General features: G+C 62.4%; 18 protein-coding genes and 1 other RNA gene. 9 read left to right on the forward strand and 10 right to left on the reverse strand.

From position 1 onward, the window contains the following. Nucleotides 1–9: 9 nt before the first annotated feature. Complete coding sequence (locus tag ACIP8I_RS10405; protein WP_400760781.1) at nucleotides 10–1152, forward strand: DegT/DnrJ/EryC1/StrS family aminotransferase; 1143 nt, start codon at nucleotides 10–12, stop codon at nucleotides 1150–1152. A gap of 56 nt (nucleotides 1153–1208) precedes the next feature. Here the strand turns inward: ACIP8I_RS10405 and gcvH are convergent, their stop codons facing one another. The 8 genes from gcvH to ACIP8I_RS10445 all read right to left on the reverse strand — a co-directional run bounded on the left by gcvH (nucleotide 1209) and on the right by ACIP8I_RS10445 (nucleotide 10379). Next, the gene (gene gcvH / locus ACIP8I_RS10410; RefSeq protein WP_027610498.1) at nucleotides 1209–1592 is read right to left on the reverse strand and encodes a glycine cleavage system protein GcvH; all 384 of its coding nucleotides are present in this window, start codon (nucleotides 1590–1592) and stop codon (nucleotides 1209–1211) included. A gap of 49 nt (nucleotides 1593–1641) precedes the next feature. Next, nucleotides 1642–2724, reverse strand: coding sequence for a glycine cleavage system aminomethyltransferase GcvT (gcvT, locus tag ACIP8I_RS10415; RefSeq protein ID WP_285373064.1), 1083 nt, complete (start codon nucleotides 2722–2724; stop codon nucleotides 1642–1644). Nucleotides 2725–2880: 156 nt separating this feature from the next. Further along, nucleotides 2881–4497, reverse strand: coding sequence for an ABC transporter permease (locus ACIP8I_RS10420; protein WP_400760785.1), 1617 nt, complete (start codon nucleotides 4495–4497; stop codon nucleotides 2881–2883). 201 nt (nucleotides 4498–4698) lie between these two features. After that, a complete protein-coding gene (locus tag ACIP8I_RS10425) occupies nucleotides 4699–5703 on the reverse strand; it encodes an extracellular solute-binding protein (protein WP_400760788.1) in 1005 nt (334 codons plus the stop codon). A 242-nt stretch (nucleotides 5704–5945) separates the two neighbouring features. Continuing rightward, nucleotides 5946–7163 (reverse strand): 2-octaprenyl-3-methyl-6-methoxy-1,4-benzoquinol hydroxylase, encoded by a 1218-nt coding sequence (locus ACIP8I_RS10430; RefSeq protein WP_400760956.1) that lies wholly within the window; start codon nucleotides 7161–7163, stop codon nucleotides 5946–5948. A gap of 109 nt (nucleotides 7164–7272) precedes the next feature. Beyond that, nucleotides 7273–8460, reverse strand: a complete 1188-nt coding sequence (ubiH, locus tag ACIP8I_RS10435) for a 2-octaprenyl-6-methoxyphenyl hydroxylase (protein ID WP_400760791.1) — start codon at nucleotides 8458–8460, stop codon at nucleotides 7273–7275. After that, nucleotides 8457–9791: a Xaa-Pro aminopeptidase gene (pepP, locus tag ACIP8I_RS10440; RefSeq protein WP_183782965.1), complete on the reverse strand. Its 1335-nt coding sequence runs from the start codon at nucleotides 9789–9791 to the stop codon at nucleotides 8457–8459. Before pepP ends, ubiH begins: the two co-directional genes overlap by 4 nt. A gap of 27 nt (nucleotides 9792–9818) precedes the next feature. Next, complete coding sequence (locus tag ACIP8I_RS10445; RefSeq protein ID WP_400760794.1) at nucleotides 9819–10379, reverse strand: YecA family protein; 561 nt, start codon at nucleotides 10377–10379, stop codon at nucleotides 9819–9821. Nucleotides 10380–10513: 134 nt separating this feature from the next. Between ACIP8I_RS10445 and ACIP8I_RS10450 the strand changes: the two genes are divergently transcribed. The 4 genes from ACIP8I_RS10450 (at nucleotide 10514) to ACIP8I_RS10465 (ending at nucleotide 11932) form a co-directional block, all read left to right on the forward strand. Then, a complete protein-coding gene (locus ACIP8I_RS10450; protein ID WP_007967945.1) occupies nucleotides 10514–10723 on the forward strand; it encodes a TIGR02449 family protein in 210 nt (69 codons plus the stop codon). Continuing rightward, nucleotides 10720–11037 (forward strand): cell division protein ZapA, encoded by a 318-nt coding sequence (locus ACIP8I_RS10455; protein WP_007967943.1) that lies wholly within the window; start codon nucleotides 10720–10722, stop codon nucleotides 11035–11037. Before ACIP8I_RS10450 ends, ACIP8I_RS10455 begins: the two co-directional genes overlap by 4 nt. Nucleotides 11038–11067: 30 nt before the next feature. After that, nucleotides 11068–11246, forward strand: a non-coding RNA gene (gene ssrS / locus ACIP8I_RS10460) — 6S RNA. 80 nt (nucleotides 11247–11326) lie between these two features. Then, nucleotides 11327–11932, forward strand: coding sequence for a 5-formyltetrahydrofolate cyclo-ligase (locus ACIP8I_RS10465; RefSeq protein WP_400760798.1), 606 nt, complete (start codon nucleotides 11327–11329; stop codon nucleotides 11930–11932). A 35-nt stretch (nucleotides 11933–11967) separates the two neighbouring features. On the opposite strand, the gene ACIP8I_RS10470 is transcribed toward ACIP8I_RS10465, so the two are convergent. Then, nucleotides 11968–12123, reverse strand: coding sequence for a hypothetical protein (locus ACIP8I_RS10470; RefSeq protein WP_367086142.1), 156 nt, complete (start codon nucleotides 12121–12123; stop codon nucleotides 11968–11970). A 197-nt stretch (nucleotides 12124–12320) separates the two neighbouring features. On the opposite strand from ACIP8I_RS10470, the gene ACIP8I_RS10475 reads away from it, so the two are divergent. From ACIP8I_RS10475 to ACIP8I_RS10490, 4 genes are all read left to right on the forward strand, one after another. After that, complete coding sequence (locus ACIP8I_RS10475; protein ID WP_007968408.1) at nucleotides 12321–12770, forward strand: EVE domain-containing protein; 450 nt, start codon at nucleotides 12321–12323, stop codon at nucleotides 12768–12770. A 121-nt stretch (nucleotides 12771–12891) separates the two neighbouring features. After that, complete coding sequence (locus ACIP8I_RS10480; protein WP_400760800.1) at nucleotides 12892–13857, forward strand: HlyD family secretion protein; 966 nt, start codon at nucleotides 12892–12894, stop codon at nucleotides 13855–13857. Next, the gene (rbbA, locus tag ACIP8I_RS10485) at nucleotides 13854–16580 is read left to right on the forward strand and encodes a ribosome-associated ATPase/putative transporter RbbA (RefSeq protein WP_400760803.1); all 2727 of its coding nucleotides are present in this window, start codon (nucleotides 13854–13856) and stop codon (nucleotides 16578–16580) included. The genes ACIP8I_RS10480 and rbbA overlap by 4 nt, the downstream gene beginning before the upstream one ends. After that, on the forward strand, nucleotides 16580–17698 hold the full coding sequence (locus ACIP8I_RS10490) for an ABC transporter permease (RefSeq protein ID WP_367086145.1): 1119 nt from the start codon (nucleotides 16580–16582) through the stop codon (nucleotides 17696–17698). Before rbbA ends, ACIP8I_RS10490 begins: the two co-directional genes overlap by 1 nt. 16 nt (nucleotides 17699–17714) lie before the next feature. Here the strand turns inward: ACIP8I_RS10490 and ACIP8I_RS10495 are convergent, their stop codons facing one another. Then, on the reverse strand, nucleotides 17715–18122 hold the full coding sequence (locus ACIP8I_RS10495; protein WP_027610485.1) for a flagellar basal body-associated protein FliL: 408 nt from the start codon (nucleotides 18120–18122) through the stop codon (nucleotides 17715–17717). Nucleotides 18123–18252 lie beyond the last annotated feature (130 nt).

An 18252-nucleotide genomic window follows, 5' to 3' on the forward strand; every position in this document is an offset into this window, starting at 1 on the left:
CCAATCCTCATGAACCAACTGCCGTTCCTGCCGTTTTCCAAACCTGTCATTGATGAAGCCACGATTGCCGCCGTCGGCGATGTGCTGCGTTCCGGCTGGATCACCAGCGGGCCGAAGGTCCAGGCCTTTGAAGCACAGTTGTCGGAATACTTCGGCGGACGCCCGGTGCGCACCTTCAACTCCGGCACCTGCACCATGGAAATCGCCTTGCGCATCGCCGGCATCGGCCCGGGTGACGAAGTGATCACCACGCCGATTTCCTGGGTCGCCACCGCCAACGTGATCCTCGAAGTCGGCGCCACACCAGTGTTTGCCGACATCGATCCGGTGACCCGCAACATCGATCTGGACCAGTTGGAAGCGGCCATCACCCCGCGCACCAAAGCGGTGATTCCGGTGTACCTCGCCGGCCTGCCGGTGGACATGGAACGCTTGTACGCCATCGCCCGCAAACACAACTTGCGCATTGTCGAAGACGCCGCTCAGGCCCTGGGTTCGAGCTGGAACGGCCAGCGCATCGGCGCCACCGGCGATTTCGTGTCGTTCAGCTTTCAGGCGAACAAGAACGTCACCTGCTCCGAGGGCGGCTGCCTGGTGCTGAACACCCCGGAAGAGGCGCGGCTGGCGGAGAAGTACCGCCTGCAGGGCGTGACCCGCAACGGCTTTGATGGTCTGGACGTCGATGTGCTCGGTGGCAAGTTCAACATGACCGACATCGCCGCCACCATCGGCCTCGGCCAGTTCGCCCATATCGAGGCGCTGACCGCCCATCGTCAGGAACTGGCCCGGCACTACTTCAAATGTTTTGGCGATGACTTTGAAGCGACTTATGGCGCCCAACTGCCACCGGCGGACTTCACCCAGAGCAACTGGCACCTGTTCCAACTGGTCCTGCCGGAGCGCAAGGACGGCTTGCCGGCCCGCGCCACGTTCATGGAGCAGATGCAGGCCAAAGGCATCGGCATCGGCTATCACTACCCGCCGATCCACTTGCTGAGCCTGTACCGCGAGCGCGGGTTCAAGGAAGGCATGTTGCCAGTTTCCGAGCGCGTTGGGCGCTTGATCGTGTCATTGCCGATGTTCACCAGCATGACCAGGGACGACGTCGAGCGTTCGGTGGCGGCAGTGAAAGCGGTATTGCGCGACGCCTGATCGACGCCTACAAAAAAGCCCCGAGAGATCGGGGCTTTTGCAGTATTACAGTCTGCTTATTCGCCGATGGCAGCCTTGTAGGCAGCAGCGTCCAGCAGCTTGTCCAGCTCGGCCTTGTCGCTTGGCTTGAGCTTGAAGATCCATGCGGCGTACGGATCGTTGTTAAGCTCTTCCGGCGAGTCAGCCAGCGTTTCGTTGACCGCGATCACTTCACCGCCGATCGGGGAGTAGATGTCGGACGCGGCCTTCACCGACTCGACAACACCGGCAGCCTCACCGGCAGCAAACACCTTGCCGACTTCGGCCAGTTCAACGAACACCACATCGCCCAGCGCTTCCTGCGCGTGATCGCTGATGCCCACGGTAACGGTGCCGTCGGCTTCCAGGCGTGCCCACTCATGACTTTCGGCAAAACGCAGTTCAGCGGGGATATTGCTCATGCTCGGTGTCCTCAAGAAAATTGTCAGCGGTCAGGCCCGCCGGAAAAGGTCAGATCAAGGTTTTACCATGGCGCACGAAGGTCGGTTTGACCACTCGTACCGGATACCACTTGCCACGGATTTCCACTTCGGCGCGGTCGGCGGTAGCCATCGGTACACGCGCCAGGGCAATCGATTTGCTTAGCGTAGGAGAGAAACTACCACTGGTGATCTCTCCTTCGCCAACATCGGCGATACGAACCACTTGATGGGCGCGCAAAACACCGCGCTCCTCAAGCACCAGACCCACCAGTTTGTGCGCAACGCCGGCGACTTTTTCCGCTTCCAGCGCCGAGCGACCGATGAACTGCCGCGAAGCCGGTTCCCAAGCGATGCTCCAGGCCATATTGGACGCCAGCGGCGAGACATCCTGATGAATGTCCTGGCCGTAGAGGTTCATCCCGGCTTCGACCCGCAACGTGTCGCGGGCGCCGAGGCCGATTGGCGAAATGCCGGCACCCACCAGATCGTTGAAAAACCCCGGCGCCTGCTCGGCCGGCAAGGCGATTTCCAGGCCGTCTTCACCGGTATAACCGGTGCGGGCGATGAACCAGTCGCCATCGACTTCGGCTTCGAACGGTTTGAGGTGCTGGATCAGTGCGGCGCGGGACTGGGTCACCAGTTCGGCAATCTTCTGCCGGGCCTGCGGGCCTTGAATGGCGAGCATCGCCAGATCCTGACGCTCGTGCAGATGCACGTCGTAACCGGCGACCTGCGCCTGCATCCACGCCAGATCCTGGTCGCGAGTGGAGGCGTTGAACACCAGACGATAACGGTCTTCGAGGCGATAGACGATCATGTCGTCGACGATGCCGCCACGTTCGTTGAGCATCGTGCTGTAGAGCGCGCGGCCGGGGCGATGCAGGCGTTCGACGTCATTGGCCAGCAAATGCTGCAGCCAGGCCTTGGCCTGGGGGCCATCAACGTCGATAACGGTCATATGGGAAACATCGAACACCCCGCAATCGCGGCGCACCTCGTGGTGTTCCTCGACCTGCGAGCCGTAATGCAGTGGCATGTCCCAACCGCCAAAATCGACCATCTTCGCGCCGAGGGCGAGATGCAGGTCATACAGAGGCGTACGCTGTCCCATGGGTTTCTCCTTCCGGGCGTGGCGAAGGTGCGGACAGCCGCTGTACGGGGTGAAAGCCTCGAAATAGAAGGCTTTCAGCCGATTTCAGCGAACGGGTCTGTCAGACGAACCGCACCGAATGCCGCGCATTGTAGCCGCATGATTCAGGACTGACGACTAAGTGTTTCGGTGCGCCGAGCGGCGGATCAGGCCGATGACCGGTAACAGGCCGACCAACACCAGGGTCAGCGCCGGCAGCGATGCCCGCGCCCATTCCCCTTCACTGGTCATTTCGAAGATCCGCACCGCCAGCGTGTCCCAGCCAAACGGGCGCATCAGCAGGGTCGCGGGCATTTCCTTGAGCACATCGACGAACACCAGCAACGCCGCGCTCAGTGTGCCGGGCAGCAACAGCGGCAGATACACTTTGAAAAACAGTCGCGGCCCACTGACACCCAGACTACGTGCCGCTTCGGGCAATGAAGGCCGTATACGCGCCAGACTGTTTTCCAGTGGTCCGTAGGCCACCGCGATAAAGCGCACCAGATAGGCCATCAGCAACGCCGCCAGACTGCCCAGCAGCAATGGTTTGCCGGCGCCGCCGAGCCAGCCCGACAGCGGAATCACCAGTTCGCGGTCGAGATAACTGAACGCCAGCATGATCGACACCGCCAGCACCGAACCCGGCAGCGCATAACCAAGATTGGCCAGACTGACCCCGGAACGGATTGCCCGGGTCGGCGCCAGACGTCGGGCAAACGCCAGCAGCAGCGCGACGCTGACGGTGATCAACGCCGCCATGCCGCCCAGATACAGGGTGTGCAGGATCAGCCCGGCATAACGCTCATCGAGATCGAAGCGCCCGCGCTGCCAGAACCATACGAGCAGTTGCAGCAACGGAATCACGAACGCGCAGGCAAACACCAACGTGCACCAGCCGGTCGCCGCGAACGCCTTTAGCCCGCGCAGCTGATACAACGCCTTGACCCTGGGGCGCTCGTTGCTCGCCCGGTTGGCGCCACGTGCGCGCCGCTCGCCATAGAGCACCAGCATCACCACCAGCAGCAACAGGCTCGCCAGTTGCGCGGCGCTCGGCAGGCTGAAGAAGCCGTACCAGGTCTTGTAGATGGCGGTGGTGAAGGTGTCGAAATTGAACACCGACACCGCGCCGAAATCCGCCAGCGTCTCCATCAGCGCCAGCGCCACACCGGCGCCAATCGCCGGACGCGCCATCGGCAACGCCACCCGCCAGAACGCCTGCCATGGCGATTGCCCGAGTACCCGCGCCGCCTCCATCAAGCCTTTGCCCTGCGCGAGAAACGCGGTGCGCGCCAGCAGGTAGACATAGGGATAAAACACCAGCACCAGCACTACAATCACCCCGCCGGTGGAGCGCACGCGCGGCAGGCGCAGGCCGCTGCCGAACCACTCACGCAGCAGGGTCTGCACCGGGCCGGAAAAGTCCAGCAGACCGACGAAGACAAACGCCAGCACGTAGGCCGGGATGGCGAACGGCAGCATCAGCGCCCAGTCGAGCCAGCGTCGTCCGGGAAACTCGCAGAGGCTGGTGAGCCACGCCAGACTGACACCGAGCAGCGTCACACCGACGCCAACGCCGAGCACCAGCGTCAGGGTGTTGCCGAGCAGGCGCGGCATCTGGGTTTCCCACAGGTGCGACCAGATCTGCTGATCGATGGTCTGCCACGACAGCAGCAGGACACTCAGGGGCAACAGCACCAGCGCGGCAATGGCGAGGACGATGGGATACCAGCGGCGTTGGGCGGGGTGGGCCAAGGGGGTTCTCTGCAAAAGGGCCAACGCCCATTCGACGTCGACCACATGTTGTGGCGAGGGAGCTTGCTCCCGCTCGGCTGCGAAGCAGCCGCAGGAAGTTAACAGTTCAATTCACGCCAGACGCAAGGGCGCCAGGGGGCCGCTTCGCGACCCAGCGGGAGCAAGCTCCCTCGCCACAGAGGGCTCGCCGTGGTGGCCGGCTCAGTTCCAACCCGCCCGATCCATCATGCGGATCGCTTCCGCCTGACGCTTGCCCGCCACTTCCACCGGCAAGGTATCAGCGACGAACTTGCCCCACGCCGCCACTTCTTCCGAAGGTGCCACTGCCGGGTTGGCCGGAAATTCCTGATTGACGTCGGCGAAGATCTTCTGCGCCTCAGGCGTGGTCATCCACTCGACCAGCGCCTTGGCGGCTTCCGGGTGCGGTGCATGTTTGGTCAGACCGATACCCGACAGGTTCACATGTACGCCGCGATCGGCCTGATTCGGCCAGAAGAGTTTCACCGGCAGGTCCGGTTTCTGCTTGTGCAGGCGCCCGTAGTAGTAGGTGTTGACGATGCCGACATCGCATTGCCCGGCGTTGATCGCTTCCAGCACCGCAACGTCGTCGGAGAACACATCGGTGGACAGGTTGTTGACCCAGCCCTTGAGGATCTTCTCGGTCTTCTCGGCGCCGTGCACTTCGATCATGGTCGCGGTCAGCGACTGGTTGTAGACCTTCTTCGCCGTGCGCAGGCACAGGCGCCCTTCCCAGTTCTTGTCGGCCAGCGCTTCGTAGGTGGTCAGTTCGCCCGGCTTAACGCGCTCGGTGGAATAGGCGATGGTTCTCGCGCGCAGGCTCAGGCCGGTCCAGGCGTGGCTGGAGGAGCGGTATTGTGCGGGAATATTCGTATCGATAGTTTTCGAGGTGAACGGCTGCAGAATGCCCATCTGCTCGGCCTGCCAGAGGTTGCCGGCATCGACGGTCAGCAGCAGATCAGCGGTGGCGTTTTCGCCTTCGGCCTTGATCCGCTGCATCAGCGGCGCTTCCTTGTCGGTGATGAACTTGATCTTCACCCCGGTTTTTGCGGTGTAGGCGTCGAATACCGGTTTGATCAGCTCATCGATACGCGAGGAGTAGACCACCACCTCGTCGGCGGCCTGGGCGGTGGTGCTGCCGATCAGGGTCAGGGCCAGTGCGGCCAGAAGACGCTTGGGTGCCAACATGGGAGTGGTCTCTCGGTCGGAAAATGTGGGCCAAATGATAAGGACTCACATTTACCACCTCAATCGAACTCTTTTCCAAGGAGTTACCAGATGTTGCATGACCTGCAAATTGCTGGTCTCTGTGGCGAGGGAGCTTGCTCCCGCTGGAGGCCGAAGGACTCCCAATGTTGCCAAAATGGCTTTTGGGGCCGCTTCGCAGCCCAGCGGGAGCAAGCTCCCTCTCCACAAAGAAGTAATTGCCTTCAGGGTTTGGCGAGCGCTGGGAGGTCGCCTGTGAGGCCAAGGGCTTCGCGAACAAACAAGGCCTTGGCCTCCGGCATCTGCTCCACCAGCTTCAACCCGGCGTTACGCAACCAGCGCACCGGCAGCGGATCGGCCTGGAACAAGCGCTCGAAGCCCTCCATCGCCGCCATCAATGCCAGATTGTGCGGCATGCGCCGACGCTCGTAGCGGCTCAGCACTTTCACATCGGCCAGACGCTCGCCACGTTCGGCGGCTTGCAACAGCACTTCAGCCAAAACCGCCGCATCGAGGAAGCCGAGGTTCACACCCTGCCCGGCCAACGGGTGAATGGTGTGCGCCGCATCACCGATCAACGCCAGCCCTTCGGCGACGTAGCGCTTGGCATGTCGTTGACGTAACGGCACGCACAGCCGTGGATCGGCACTGATCACTTCGCCAAGGCAACCTTCGAATGCCCGCTCCAGCTCACGACAGAATGCCGCTTCATCCAGCGCCATCAGGCGCTCGGCTTCACTCGGTGTGGTCGACCAGACGATCGAGCACCAGTCCTGCTGCCCGTCACGCTCCAGCGGCAGAAACGCCAGCGGCCCGTGATCGGTGAAACGCTGCCACGCGGTCATCCGGTGCGGCTTGCTGCTGCGCACGCTGGTGACGATGGCGTGATGCAGATAATCCCACTCGCGGGTGGCGACGCTGGTCAGCCGGCGCACCGCCGAATTCGCACCGTCCGCTGCAATCACCAGCGGCGCACGCAACTGCCGACCATCGGCCAGGGTCAGCAGCCAGTCATCGCCAGAGCGGCGCATCTGTTCCAGCCGTGCGTTGGCCAGCATGCCCAGATCGCAGTCGTGCAAACGATCGAGCAAGGCATCCTGCACCACGCGGTTTTCGACGATATGGCCGAGCACTTCGGCATGCACACTGCTCGCCGAGAAATGAATCTGCCCGGTGCCGCTGCCGTCCCACACGTGCATGTCGGTGTACGGGCTGCTGCGGCGCTTGGCGATGCCGTCCCAGACGCCAAGGCGTTCGAGTATCCGCTGGCTGGCCGCCGACAAGGCGCTGACCCGCGGCTCGAACGCTGCGGATGCGTCGAACGGTTTGACGCTCAGCGGGCTGCCGTCGAGCAGCAGCACTTCCAGGCCGCTGTCCTGCAACGCCAGCGCGAGGGCGCTGCCGACCATTCCGGCTCCGACAATCAGCAGATCTGCGCGCATTTCCATGCTTTAAGCCTGTCTCGCTGGCGGCATGCGCCGCCCGTAAAGGGTTTTAGCCAGCGCGCCAGTTAGTGGCGCGCTGCTGAAAGTGAAAGTGCCGACCCGCCGCTCAAGCATCCGGCCGCGTCCCCAGCCCCATGGCCTGACGGGCAAACCAGCGCTTGGCCGGTGGCAACAGATCGAGACCGAGCAGGCCGATGTTGCGGCCCAGCGAGACCAGCGGCTGAGTGCTGCCGAACAATCGCGTGACCTGATCGGAGAAGCCCACCGTGAGCTCCTGATCCAGACGCTGCCGCTCGCGATAGGCCTGCAAGGTGGCGAAGTCGCCCAGCGGCTGGTCACTGGCGAGCAGTGCGGCAGCCAGCGCATCAGCATCCCGCAGGGACAGGTTGAAACCTTGTCCGGCAATCGGGTGCAGGCTGTGCGCGGCATTGCCGAGCACGGCCAGATGCGAGCGTACTTGCTCCTCGGCCTCGACCAGCGACAGCGGATACAAATGCCGCGCACCGACCTGTTTCAAGGTGCCGAGGCGGTAGCCGAACACACCTTGCAGTTCGCTGAGAAAATCGCGCTCGCTGAGGTCTGCCAGGCGTTGCGCGTCCATGCCCAGGCGGGTCCAGACCAGTGCGCAGCGGTTGTCCGGCAGCGGCAGCAAGGCCATCGGGCCTTCGTCGGTGAAACGCTCGAAGGCCATGCCGTTGTGCGCTTCGCTCGGGGTGATGTTGGCGATCAGCGCGCTCTGGTTGTACGGACGCTTGCGCACGTTGATACCCAGTTGCTCGCGCAAACCGGAACGGCCGCCATCGGCCAGCACCGCCAGATCGCACTCGACGGTGGTTTCATCATTGAGGGTCAGGCGATAGCCGTCGGGCAGCGGCTCCATGCGCGTGACTTCCGCCGGGCAGCGCCAGCTGATCACGTCTTTGTCGAGGTGCTGCCACAGGCATTGGCCGAGCCAGGCGTTTTCCACCACGTAGCCAAGCGCCGGCACGCCCTCTTCCATCGCCGACAGGCGGGCAGTGGAGAAGCGACCACGGTCGGAGACGTGAATCTGTTTGATCGGCTCGGCGCGGCGGGAAATCTCCTGCCACACGCCCAGCCGTTGATAGATCTGCCGCGAACCGAAGGACAGCGCCGACGAACGCGCGTCGTAGCTCGGCTGCCAGCTGTCGCCGGGGGCGAACGGTTCGATCAGGACGATTTTCCAGCCACGGGCCTTGGCCCCGGACTGCAAGGCCAACGCCAGACTGGCGCCGACCAGGCCGCCACCAATGATTGCCAGATTGACTCGACTCATGCCGCGTGTGTCCGTGCTTGCGCCATCAGCGCTTCGATCTCGGCGACGGTTTTCGGTACGCCGCTGGTCAATATTTCACAACCGGTCTTGGTCACTACCACGTCATCCTCGATGCGCACGCCAATGCCGCGCCATTTCTTCGCTACGTGCTGGTTGTCCGGGGCGATATAGATGCCCGGTTCCACGGTCAGCGCCATGCCGACCTCCAGCACCCGCCATTCGCCGCCGACCTTGTACTCGCCGACGTCGTGTACATCCATGCCCAGCCAGTGGCCGGCACGGTGCATGTAAAACGCTTTATAGGCTTCGGTCGCGATCAACTCATCGACCTCGCCTTGCAGGATTCCGAGCTTGACCAGGCCCGCGGTAATCACCCGCACCGTGGCTTCGTGCGCCTGATTCCAGTTTTTGTTCGGGGCGATTTCAGCGAACGCGGCTTCCTGCGAAGCCAGCACCAGCTCGTAAATTGCTTTCTGCTCGGCGGAAAACTTGCCGTTGACCGGCCAGGTGCGGGTGATGTCGCTGGCGTAGCAGTCGATCTCGCAACCGGCGTCGATCAACACCAGATCGCCGTCCTTGAGCAGCGCGTCATTCTGCTGGTAATGCAGGATGCAGCTGTTGCGCCCGGCGGCGACGATCGAACCGTAGGCCGGCATCTTCGCCCCGCCCTTGCGGAATTCGTAATCGAGCTCGGCTTCAAGGCTGTACTCGTACAAACCCGGCCGGCTGGCCTGCATCGCCCGGATATGCGCCTGAGCAGAGATCCGTGCGGCTTCGCGCATCACCTTCACTTCTGCCGCCGATTTATACAGGCGCATGTCGTGCAGCAGGTGATCCAGGGCAACGAATTCGTTCGGTGGCTGCGCGCCGAGGTGTGCCTTGGAACGGATCACGTTGATCCAGTCCATCAGGTGTCGATCGAATTCCGGGTTGCTGCCCATCGCCGAATACACCCGGTCGCGCCCCTCGATCAGGCCCGGCAGGATGTCGTCGATGTCGGTAATCGGGAACGCGTCGTCAGCGCCGTAATCACGGATTGCACCTTCCTGCCCTGCGCGCAGGCCGTCCCATAACTCGCGTTCGGCGTTACGCTCACGGCAGAACAGTACGTACTCGCCGTGCTCACGGCCGGGCATCAGAACGATGACGGCCTGCGGCTCGGGAAAACCGCTGAGGTACTGGAAGTCGCTGTCCTGGCGGTAGACGTGCTCGACGTCGCGGTTGCGGATCGCCACTGCGGCGGCGGGCAGGATCGCGATGCTGTTGGGTTCCATCTGCGCCATCAGGGCCTTGCGGCGACGGCTGTATTCCGCTTTGGGGATATGGGTCATGGGCAGATGGCTTTCCCTGGCACGCGATTAATGCAGCGACGGCTTGGCGGCTGGCGGCACGTCGGCTTTTTTGGTTTCCGAGAACAGCAGCAGCGGCGCGACGCGCAGGTATTCCATGACTTCCATGTAATCGCTTTCGCCGTCTTCGGACTCTTCCAGGGCGTCTTGCACCTGGGAGATCGCAGCCAGATCCTGCAGCACTTCGGTGGCTTCGGTGCTGAGCATGCTGCTGTCGCGGCAGTTCAGGCCGAAACCGCTGAGGAAGCCCTGGCACCATTGGCCCAGTGCGGCGGCGCGGTCAGCCAGTGGTGCGTCATCGGTTGGCAGCAGCAGAACGACGGTGACGTCGCTGCCGGTCAACTCACCCTTGACCATTTCTTGCAGGCCGATCAGGGCGTTGCGGACGTTGTCCTGGATGTCGCCTTCGAGCAGTTCGGCGGCGTCGATCAGCCAGCCTTCGTTATCGAAGCCGGCACCGGCACAACTGCGGCCGAGCAGCAGGCCGTGCAGTTCGGCAGGCGAGACGTTGTGGCCGCTGGCAGTCAGCAGGGTGGCAAAGGCTTGGTACGGGGAATTCGCAATGGTCATGGGCAGCTAGGCGCCAGACGGCGCTATGTCTAGAATGAAGGCCTTGTATCCTACATCGACAGACTCGCCAAGACTATTAAAGGCTGTCCGCCAGCCAGGCGCCTGCCGCCCATCAGATGAATTCAGTGGACACAATGGAAGACACCGACCTGCAAGCGCTGATGGCCAGACTCGAAAAGCTGATTGGCCGAGTCGAGCAACTAAAGAGTCAAAACGCACTCTTACTAGCTCAGGAAAAGACCTGGCGCGAGGAACGCGCTCACCTCATTGAAAAAAACGAAATCGCCCGGCGTAAGGTCGAATCGATGATTTCGCGCCTCAAGGCCCTGGAGCAAGACTCATGAGTTCAAGCAATAGCGTTACCGTGCAGATCCTCGACAAAGAATATTCGATCATCTGCCCCCAGGAAGAACGCAGCAATCTGGTCAGCGCCGCCCGCTACCTGGACGGCAAGATGCGCGAGATTCGCAGCAGCGGCAAAGTCATCGGCGCCGACCGTATTGCAGTGATGGCCGCGCTGAACATCACCCACGACCTCTTGCACAAAGAAGAGCGCCCGGACATCCAGGCCAGCGGCTCGACCCGTGAACAGGTGCGCGACTTGCTCGATCGTGTCGATCTGGTCCTGGCCGACGATCCGGACATCAGCAAGGGCTGATTCGCCAGGCCGCTTGAGGTATACTCGCGGCACTCCCTGGGGTGCTTGCCAGTTGACGATGTCCCTGAGCCGATTTGCACTACCCTGGAGGTTGCACGTTGGGCTGGTGTGCATGTCCGCCAGACGGAAAGCCTTAAAGTCTACTGCATCCTCCACCTTGAACTTTCGGGTTCAAGGGCTAAGTTGACAGCGGTTCATCCGGGGAGCCTGATTCGAATCCGATGCCGGTTTTTGCCGGCATCGGATTTTTTATGCGTGCGTTTTCGCCCTCACCTGCCGAAGCCGAACCATGACCGAACCTGCGCTACTGCCCCGCCCGCAACTCCGCCGTCTGCTGCGCAAGGCGCGCCGCGCGCTGACGGCCGGTGAACAACGACAGGCCGCCAAAGGCCTGTTCCGCCAACTGGCGCAAGACCCGCACTTTCGCCGGGCGAAACACATTTCCCTGTATCTGCCGACCGATGGCGAAATCGACCCGCGCCTACTGCTGCGCGAAGCCCAGCGCCGGGGCAAAGCCACGTATCTGCCGGTGCTCAGCGCTTGGCCGCGAACCAAAATGGTGTTTCAGCGGATTCGCCCCGGCGACAAGCTCAAGCCCAATCGCTTCCGCATTCTCGAACCGCGGGCCAATCTGGCTCGTCAGCGCAAGATCTGGACCCTGGATCTGGTGTTGTTGCCACTGGTGGGGTTTGACGACGTCGGCGGACGCCTGGGAATGGGCGGTGGTTTCTACGACCGCAGTCTGGCGTACCTGGCCCGTCGCAAGAGCTGGCGCAAGCCGACGCTGCTGGGCCTGGCCCATGAATGTCAGAAGGTCGAACGCCTGGCGCAGGCAAGCTGGGATGTACCGTTGCAAGGCACGGTCACCGATAAGGCGTGGTATTTCGCAGGGTAGACGCCGCGCAGATCAGCGGCGTCGGGAAGGCAGTTTCAGCGTTTGAAGGCGCTCGACTGTTGGACCTGTTGCGCGACTTCAACCGGAGCATCGGTCTTGCTCGTCCACAGACTTTGCGCGTAACCGGTGGTCACGACGCCAAGGCCGAACAAAATAACCAAAGTCCATAGCAAATCCGGTTTGCGTTTCATCGATTGCCCCCCTCAAGGCACATCATCACGATGACAGCAGCGGTTTCCGTTCGTAGGCCGTGCAGCAGCGTCAAGCTTTAAAGGCCGGCATTTTGCGACAACGTGAACCTCGGCGCAAACGCTGACGTCAACCGACCGTCGGTTTGTCATAAAATTGCCCGACAACCTGCCCAATGACCGCTTGAGGAGCAAAAGACATGGCCTATTGGCTGATGAAATCCGAGCCTGACGAACTCTCGATCAAAGGTTTGGAGAAACTCGGCACAGCGCGCTGGGACGGGGTTCGCAACTATCAGGCAAGAAACTTCCTGCGGGCGATGGCCGTTGGCGATGAGTTCTTTTTCTACCACTCCAGTTGCCCGGAGCCAGGGATTGCCGGAATCGGCAGGATTATTCAGGCTGCGTACCCGGATCCCACCGCACTGGAACCCGAGAGCCATTACTTCGACCCGAAAGCCACACCCGAGAAAAACGCCTGGAGCGCCATTGATGTGGCACATGTCGAGACGTTTGCCCGGGTGCTGAAGCTCGATTATCTGAAACAGCAGACCGCGCTGGCCGAAATGCCGCTGGTGCAAAAAGGCAGTCGCCTGTCGGTCATGCCAGTGACGGCCGAACAGTGGGCCGCCGTGCTCGGCTTGCGCTGAGAACTTGCCGGTCACGGTTTTTACCGACAAAAGGGGCTAGGCTTGACGCTCATTTGACTGACATCAAGCGAACGGAACGCTTGAACAGTCAGACTGCAAGCCACTGCCGCAGGATGCCCCCATGTCGACGCACAGCCGCTCTTCACTTCTATACGCCGGTTCGCTCCTGGTGTTACTCGCCGCCGCTGGCGGATTGGGTTACTGGATGTCCATCAGCAGCCGCCTGGTCGAAGGACTGTCGATGGGCAACGGGCGGCTGGAAGCCACTGAAGTGCAGATCGCCAGCAAGACCCCCGGGCGCCTCGCCGAGGTGCTGGTCGATGAAGGCGACAAAGTCAGCAAAGGGCAACTGCTGGCGCGCATGGACACCCGCACCCTCGAAGCCCAGCGCAATCAGGCCGAAGCCGAAGTGTTGCGCGCCCGGGAAAATCTCAACGCCGCTCAAGCCAACGTGCAATTGCGCCAGAGTGAACTGCTGCTGGCCCAGCAGGAGCTCGGGCGTTCGCAATCACTGTTCAAGCACGGTTATGTCAGCGCGCAGATCATCGATCAGTTGCAGTCACGCATCGGCACTGGCAACGCTGCCGTTGTCGCCGCCCGGGCCCAGGTCTCTGCTGTCAGTGCGGCGATTGGCGCGGCACAGGCTCAAGTCGCACAGTTGACCAGTGAAATTGACGACAGCAGTCTGCGCGCGCCGATTGATGGCGTGATCCAGCTGCGCATGGCCGAGCCCGGCGAAGTGCTGGGGGCCGGTGGTCGCGTGCTGCTGCTGATCGATCCCAACGACCAGTACATGAACCTCTATCTGTCAGCCGCGGTGGCCGGGCGCCTGGCGGTGGGCGATGAGGCGCGCGTGCTGCTCGATGCTTTGCCCGATAACCCGCTGCCGGCAAAAATCAGCTTCGTCGCGGCCAAATCGCAGTTCACCCCCAAAGAGGTCGAGACCCGCGACGAGCGGCAAAAACTGGTGTTCCGCGTCAAGCTGCGCCTGGTCCAGCCCAGCGCCGTGCCGCAAGCCAAACCCGGCATGCCCGGGGCCGGCTACGTGCGGATCGCGCCCGTCGAATGGCCGGTCAATCTGCAATGAGCGGCCTTGCGGTTCAAGCGACCGGTATCGCCCACCGCTACGGTAAACAGCAAGCGCTGAGCGACATCGCCTTCAGCCTGCCCGCCGGCACCCGCTGCGGGCTGATCGGCCCCGATGGTGCGGGCAAGTCGAGCCTGCTGGGATTGATTGCCGGCGTGAAGACCTTGCAGCAAGGGCAACTGGAGGTGCTCGGTGGCGCGATCGAGGATCGCCGGCATCGCGACACACTCTATGCGCGCATCGCTTTCATGCCGCAGGGCCTGGGCGGCAACCTGTACCCGGAGCTGTCGATCTGCGAGAACATCCAGTTCTTCTCGACCCTGTTCGGCCTGTCGAAGACTGAAAGCGAGCAACGCATGCACAGCCTGCTGCTCGCCACGGATCTGCTGAAGTTCGCCGAGCGCCCCGCCGGCAAGTTGTCCGGCGGCATGAAACAGAAACTCGGGCTGTGTTGCGCGCTGATCCATGAACCGGATCTGCTGATCCTCGACGAGCCGACCACCGGCGTCGACCCACTCTCGCGCCGGCGCTTTTGGGAGTTGGTCGACGACGTGCGACGCCAGCGCCCGCAACTGACGCTGCTGGTCGCCACGGCCTATATGGAAGAAGCCGAGCAGTTCGAGCATTGCCTGATGCTCGACGCCGGCCAGTTGATTGCCACCGGCCTGAGCCGTGAACTGGCCACCGTCACCCCCAGCGGCAAACTCGATGACGCCTTCACCCACTTCCAGGGCGACAGCCAGCATGACGCTCAGCCGCTGGTGATTCCACCGCGCACCGGCAACAGCAGCGACATCGCCATCGAAGCCCACGACCTGACGCTGCGCTTCGGCGATTTCACCGCTGTGGATCACTTCAGTTTTGCCATTGGGCGTGGCGAGATTTTCGGCTTTCTTGGCTCCAACGGCTGCGGCAAGACCACCACCATGAAGGTCCTGACCGGGCTGATGCCGGCCAGTGAAGGCAGTGCGACGCTGCTCGGCAACCCGGTTAATGCCAAGGATCTGGCCACGCGCAAGCGGGTTGGCTTCATGTCGCAGAGTTTTTCGCTGTACGGCGAACTCAGTGTGCGGCAGAACCTCGAACTGCACGCGCGGCTGTTCGACCTGCCCAAAACCGAGAGCGCGCAACGCATCGAAGCGTTGATCGAGCGCTTCAATCTGCGCGGCGTCGCTGATCAGCCGTCAGGTGCCCTGCCCCTTGGGCTGCGCCAGCGTCTGTCATTGGCGGTGGCCGTGTTGCATCGCCCTGAAGTGCTGATTCTCGACGAGCCGACTTCCGGCGTTGATCCGGCAGCTCGCGATGACTTCTGGCGACTGTTGATCGAGTTGTCCCGTGAACAGGGCGTGACGATCTTCCTCTCCACGCATTTCATGAACGAAGCGCAGCGCTGCGACCGCATCTCGCTGATGCACGCGGGCAAGGTTCTCGCCTGCGACACCCCGGCGGCGCTGCAACGGCAGTTTGCGGGGGAGACGCTGGAAGCGGCCTTTGTCACTTGCCTGGAACAGGCTCAGGGCGCTCAACCATCAGCGCCTGTGGCCGAGCCGCAAATGGCACCGCCGAGCGCTGCGGCAACACCAGTGCCCCAGCACGGTTTCAGCCTCGGTCGCCTGTTGGCCGTGGCCAGTCGCGAAGGCAAGGAGCTGCTGCGCGACAAAGTGCGCATGGCGTTCGCCTTGGCCGGGGCGATTTTCATGATGGTGATCTTCGGTTACGGCATCTCGCTGGACGTGGAAAACCTCGCGTTTGCCGTGTACGACCAGGATCAGACGCCGCAGAGCCGAGCTTATCTGGAGGCGTTTCGCGGCTCCCGGTACTTCGACGAACAGCCGGCCATTCATGACCCGCAGCAACTGCACCGGCGCCTGCAACGCTCGGAAATCAAACTGGCGCTGGAGATTCCCCCCGGATTCGGCCGCGATCTGTACGCCGGGCGCCAACCCGCTGTGGCGGCGTGGCTGGATGGCGGCATGCCGTTTCGCGCCGAAACCAGCCGTAACTATGTCGAAGCCGTGCACCTGGGCAATCTGCAACAGCTGGCCGAGCAGAGCAGCCCGGCGCTGGCCCACCCGGCGGCGGCCAGTCTGGAAACCCGCTTTCGCTACAACCAGGACGTGGTCAGCGTCAACGCTATCGGCCCCGGGGTCATGGCGCTGATCCTCGCCTTCATTCCAGCGATGCTCACGGCGCTCGGCATCGTCCGCGAAAAGGAGCTGGGTTCGATCACCAACTTCTACGCCACACCCCTGACCCGTCTGGAGTTTCTGCTGGGCAAACAGACGCCGTATCTGTTGATCAGCCTGGTCAACCTGGCGCTGCTGGTGGCGATGAACCGCTGGCTGTTCGGCGTGCCGTTCAAGGGCAGCCTGCTGACACTGGCGTTCGGCGGACTGCTGTACGTGTTGGCGACCACCAGCATGGGCCTGCTGATTTCGGCATTCACCCGCACGCAAATCGCCGCGATCCTCGGCACCATGATCATCACCAGCCTGCCGACCATCCAGTTCTCCGGGCTGATCGTGCCGCGCTCGTCACTGGAAGGTGCGGCAGCAGTGATGGGCATGCTGTTTCCGGCGGGGCACTTCCTCGACATCGCGGTGGGTACGTTCACCAAAGCGCTGGACTTGCGTCAGCTGTGGCCACAGTGCCTGGCGCTGTTCGGGTTCTTTGTCGGATTCACCGGGTTGAGCCTGATCATGCTGAAAAAGCAGGAGGCCTGATGCACAAGTTCGCGCACATCCTGCGCCTGGGACTCAAGGAGCTGACCAGCCTGCGCCACGACAGCGTGTTGCTGCTGTTCCTGTTCTACGCCTTCACCGTGGCGATCTACATGCCCGCCGCCGGCTCGGTGATCGGCGTGCACAACGCCAGTGTGGCGATCGTCGACGAAGACCACAGCGCCCTTTCGCGCCAGTTGGCCCAAGCCCTGCAGCCGCCGGAATTCCAGACGCCGGTGCTGTTGCCTTATGCGCAACTGGATCAGGTCATGGACAGCGGTCAGTACACCTTCGTCATCAACATCCCGGCGGGCTTTCAAACCGACTTGCTCGCCGCGCGGCAACCGGCGATTCAGGTCAACGTCGATGCCACCGCCATGAGCCAGGCATTCATGGGCGCCGGCTACATCGGCCGGATCTTCCAGCGCGAATTGCTCGACTATGCCGGTCAGGGCGATGCAGCCGCCAAGGCGCCTGTGCTACTGACCACCCGCGCCCTGTTCAACACCAATCTGGAGGGTGGCTGGTTTCTGGCAGTCATTCAGATCGTCAACAACATCACCATTCTGGCGATCATCCTCACCGGCACGGCGCTGCTGCGCGAACGCGAACACGGTACGCTCGACCATTTGCTGGTGCTGCCACTGACGGCGCTGGAAATCATGCTGGCGAAAATCTGGAGCAACCTGCTGGTGGTGGTGCTGTGCACCTGGCTGTCGCTGGAAGTGGTGGTCAAAGGCCTGCTGGATGTGCCGTTGGCCGGCTCGATGAGCCTGTTTTTGCTGGTGACTGCGGTTTATCTGTTTGCCAGTACCGCGCTGGGCATCTTTCTGGCGACGCTCGCGCGTTCGACGCCGCAGTTCGGCCTGCTGGCGATTCCGGTGATCATCCCGATGTTGCTGCTGTCCGGCGGCAGCACGCCATTGGACAGCATGCCGCAGTGGCTGCAGTGGGTTATGCAGGGCTCGCCGTCCACACACTTTGTCAGCCTCAGCGCCGCGATTCTGTTTCGCGACGCCGGGCTGAGCGTAGTCTGGCCGGACTTGTTGGCGCTGACGGCCATCGGCCTGCTGTTCTTTCTCATCGCGCTGGCGCGCTTTCGCAAAAGCCTGGCGTCCTGAACAGCGGCCAGCGTGGTTACTGAATGATCAGGTTGTTGAACAACAGATCTTCCACCACCGGTTTGCCGGTCTCGTCATTCATCACTTGCTGGGTCTGCTTCAGGGCTTCCTGACGCAGTTTTTCCTTGCCTTCGATGCTGCCCATCGCCTCGGTGGTCTGCTGAGTGAACAGCGCCACCAGTTGATTGCGGATCAGCGGCTCGTTGGCCTTGACCAGTTTGGTCGCCTCTTCGCCGGTCACACGCAGCGCCACGTCGGCCTTGTAGACCTTCAGCTTCGGTGTGCCGTCCAGCCCGTAGTTGCCCACGAACGGCGGGCTCAGGGTGATGTAGTTGACCTTCGGCGCCTCGCCTTCTTTGGCTTCTTCGGCCAGCGCTGCCACAGGCAGAGACAGGGCCAGCAACAACATGATCCACGCTTTCACAATTCGCTCCTTATCCGGTTTGCGGCCTAGCATAACGACCCGCCGCGCAAGCACAAGCTTATGGCTGACTATCAGGGCCGGGCATGCTCGTTGACCCGTTGACTGACACACCTACACTTATCGGCCATCA

The organism is Pseudomonas sp. NPDC088414, assembly GCF_044753325.1.
GTDB lineage: Bacteria > Pseudomonadota > Gammaproteobacteria > Pseudomonadales > Pseudomonadaceae > Aquipseudomonas.

Coding starts and splice junctions, on each gene's coding strand:
- ACIP8I_RS10405 (WP_400760781.1), top strand. CDS start 10: ATGAACCAACTGCCGTTCCTGCCGTTTTCCAAACCTGTCATTGATGAA.
- gcvH (WP_027610498.1), bottom strand. CDS start 1,592: ATGAGCAATATCCCCGCTGAACTGCGTTTTGCCGAAAGTCATGAGTGG.
- gcvT (WP_285373064.1), bottom strand. CDS start 2,724: ATGGGACAGCGTACGCCTCTGTATGACCTGCATCTCGCCCTCGGCGCG.
- ACIP8I_RS10425 (WP_400760788.1), bottom strand. CDS start 5,703: ATGTTGGCACCCAAGCGTCTTCTGGCCGCACTGGCCCTGACCCTGATC.
- ACIP8I_RS10430 (WP_400760956.1), bottom strand. CDS start 7,163: ATGCGCGCAGATCTGCTGATTGTCGGAGCCGGAATGGTCGGCAGCGCC.
- ubiH (WP_400760791.1), bottom strand. CDS start 8,460: ATGAGTCGAGTCAATCTGGCAATCATTGGTGGCGGCCTGGTCGGCGCC.
- pepP (WP_183782965.1), bottom strand. CDS start 9,791: ATGACCCATATCCCCAAAGCGGAATACAGCCGTCGCCGCAAGGCCCTG.
- ACIP8I_RS10445 (WP_400760794.1), bottom strand. CDS start 10,379: ATGACCATTGCGAATTCCCCGTACCAAGCCTTTGCCACCCTGCTGACT.
- ACIP8I_RS10450 (WP_007967945.1), top strand. CDS start 10,514: ATGGAAGACACCGACCTGCAAGCGCTGATGGCCAGACTCGAAAAGCTG.
- ACIP8I_RS10455 (WP_007967943.1), top strand. CDS start 10,720: ATGAGTTCAAGCAATAGCGTTACCGTGCAGATCCTCGACAAAGAATAT.
- ACIP8I_RS10465 (WP_400760798.1), top strand. CDS start 11,327: ATGACCGAACCTGCGCTACTGCCCCGCCCGCAACTCCGCCGTCTGCTG.
- ACIP8I_RS10470 (WP_367086142.1), bottom strand. CDS start 12,123: ATGAAACGCAAACCGGATTTGCTATGGACTTTGGTTATTTTGTTCGGC.
- ACIP8I_RS10475 (WP_007968408.1), top strand. CDS start 12,321: ATGGCCTATTGGCTGATGAAATCCGAGCCTGACGAACTCTCGATCAAA.
- ACIP8I_RS10480 (WP_400760800.1), top strand. CDS start 12,892: ATGTCGACGCACAGCCGCTCTTCACTTCTATACGCCGGTTCGCTCCTG.
- rbbA (WP_400760803.1), top strand. CDS start 13,854: ATGAGCGGCCTTGCGGTTCAAGCGACCGGTATCGCCCACCGCTACGGT.
- ACIP8I_RS10490 (WP_367086145.1), top strand. CDS start 16,580: ATGCACAAGTTCGCGCACATCCTGCGCCTGGGACTCAAGGAGCTGACC.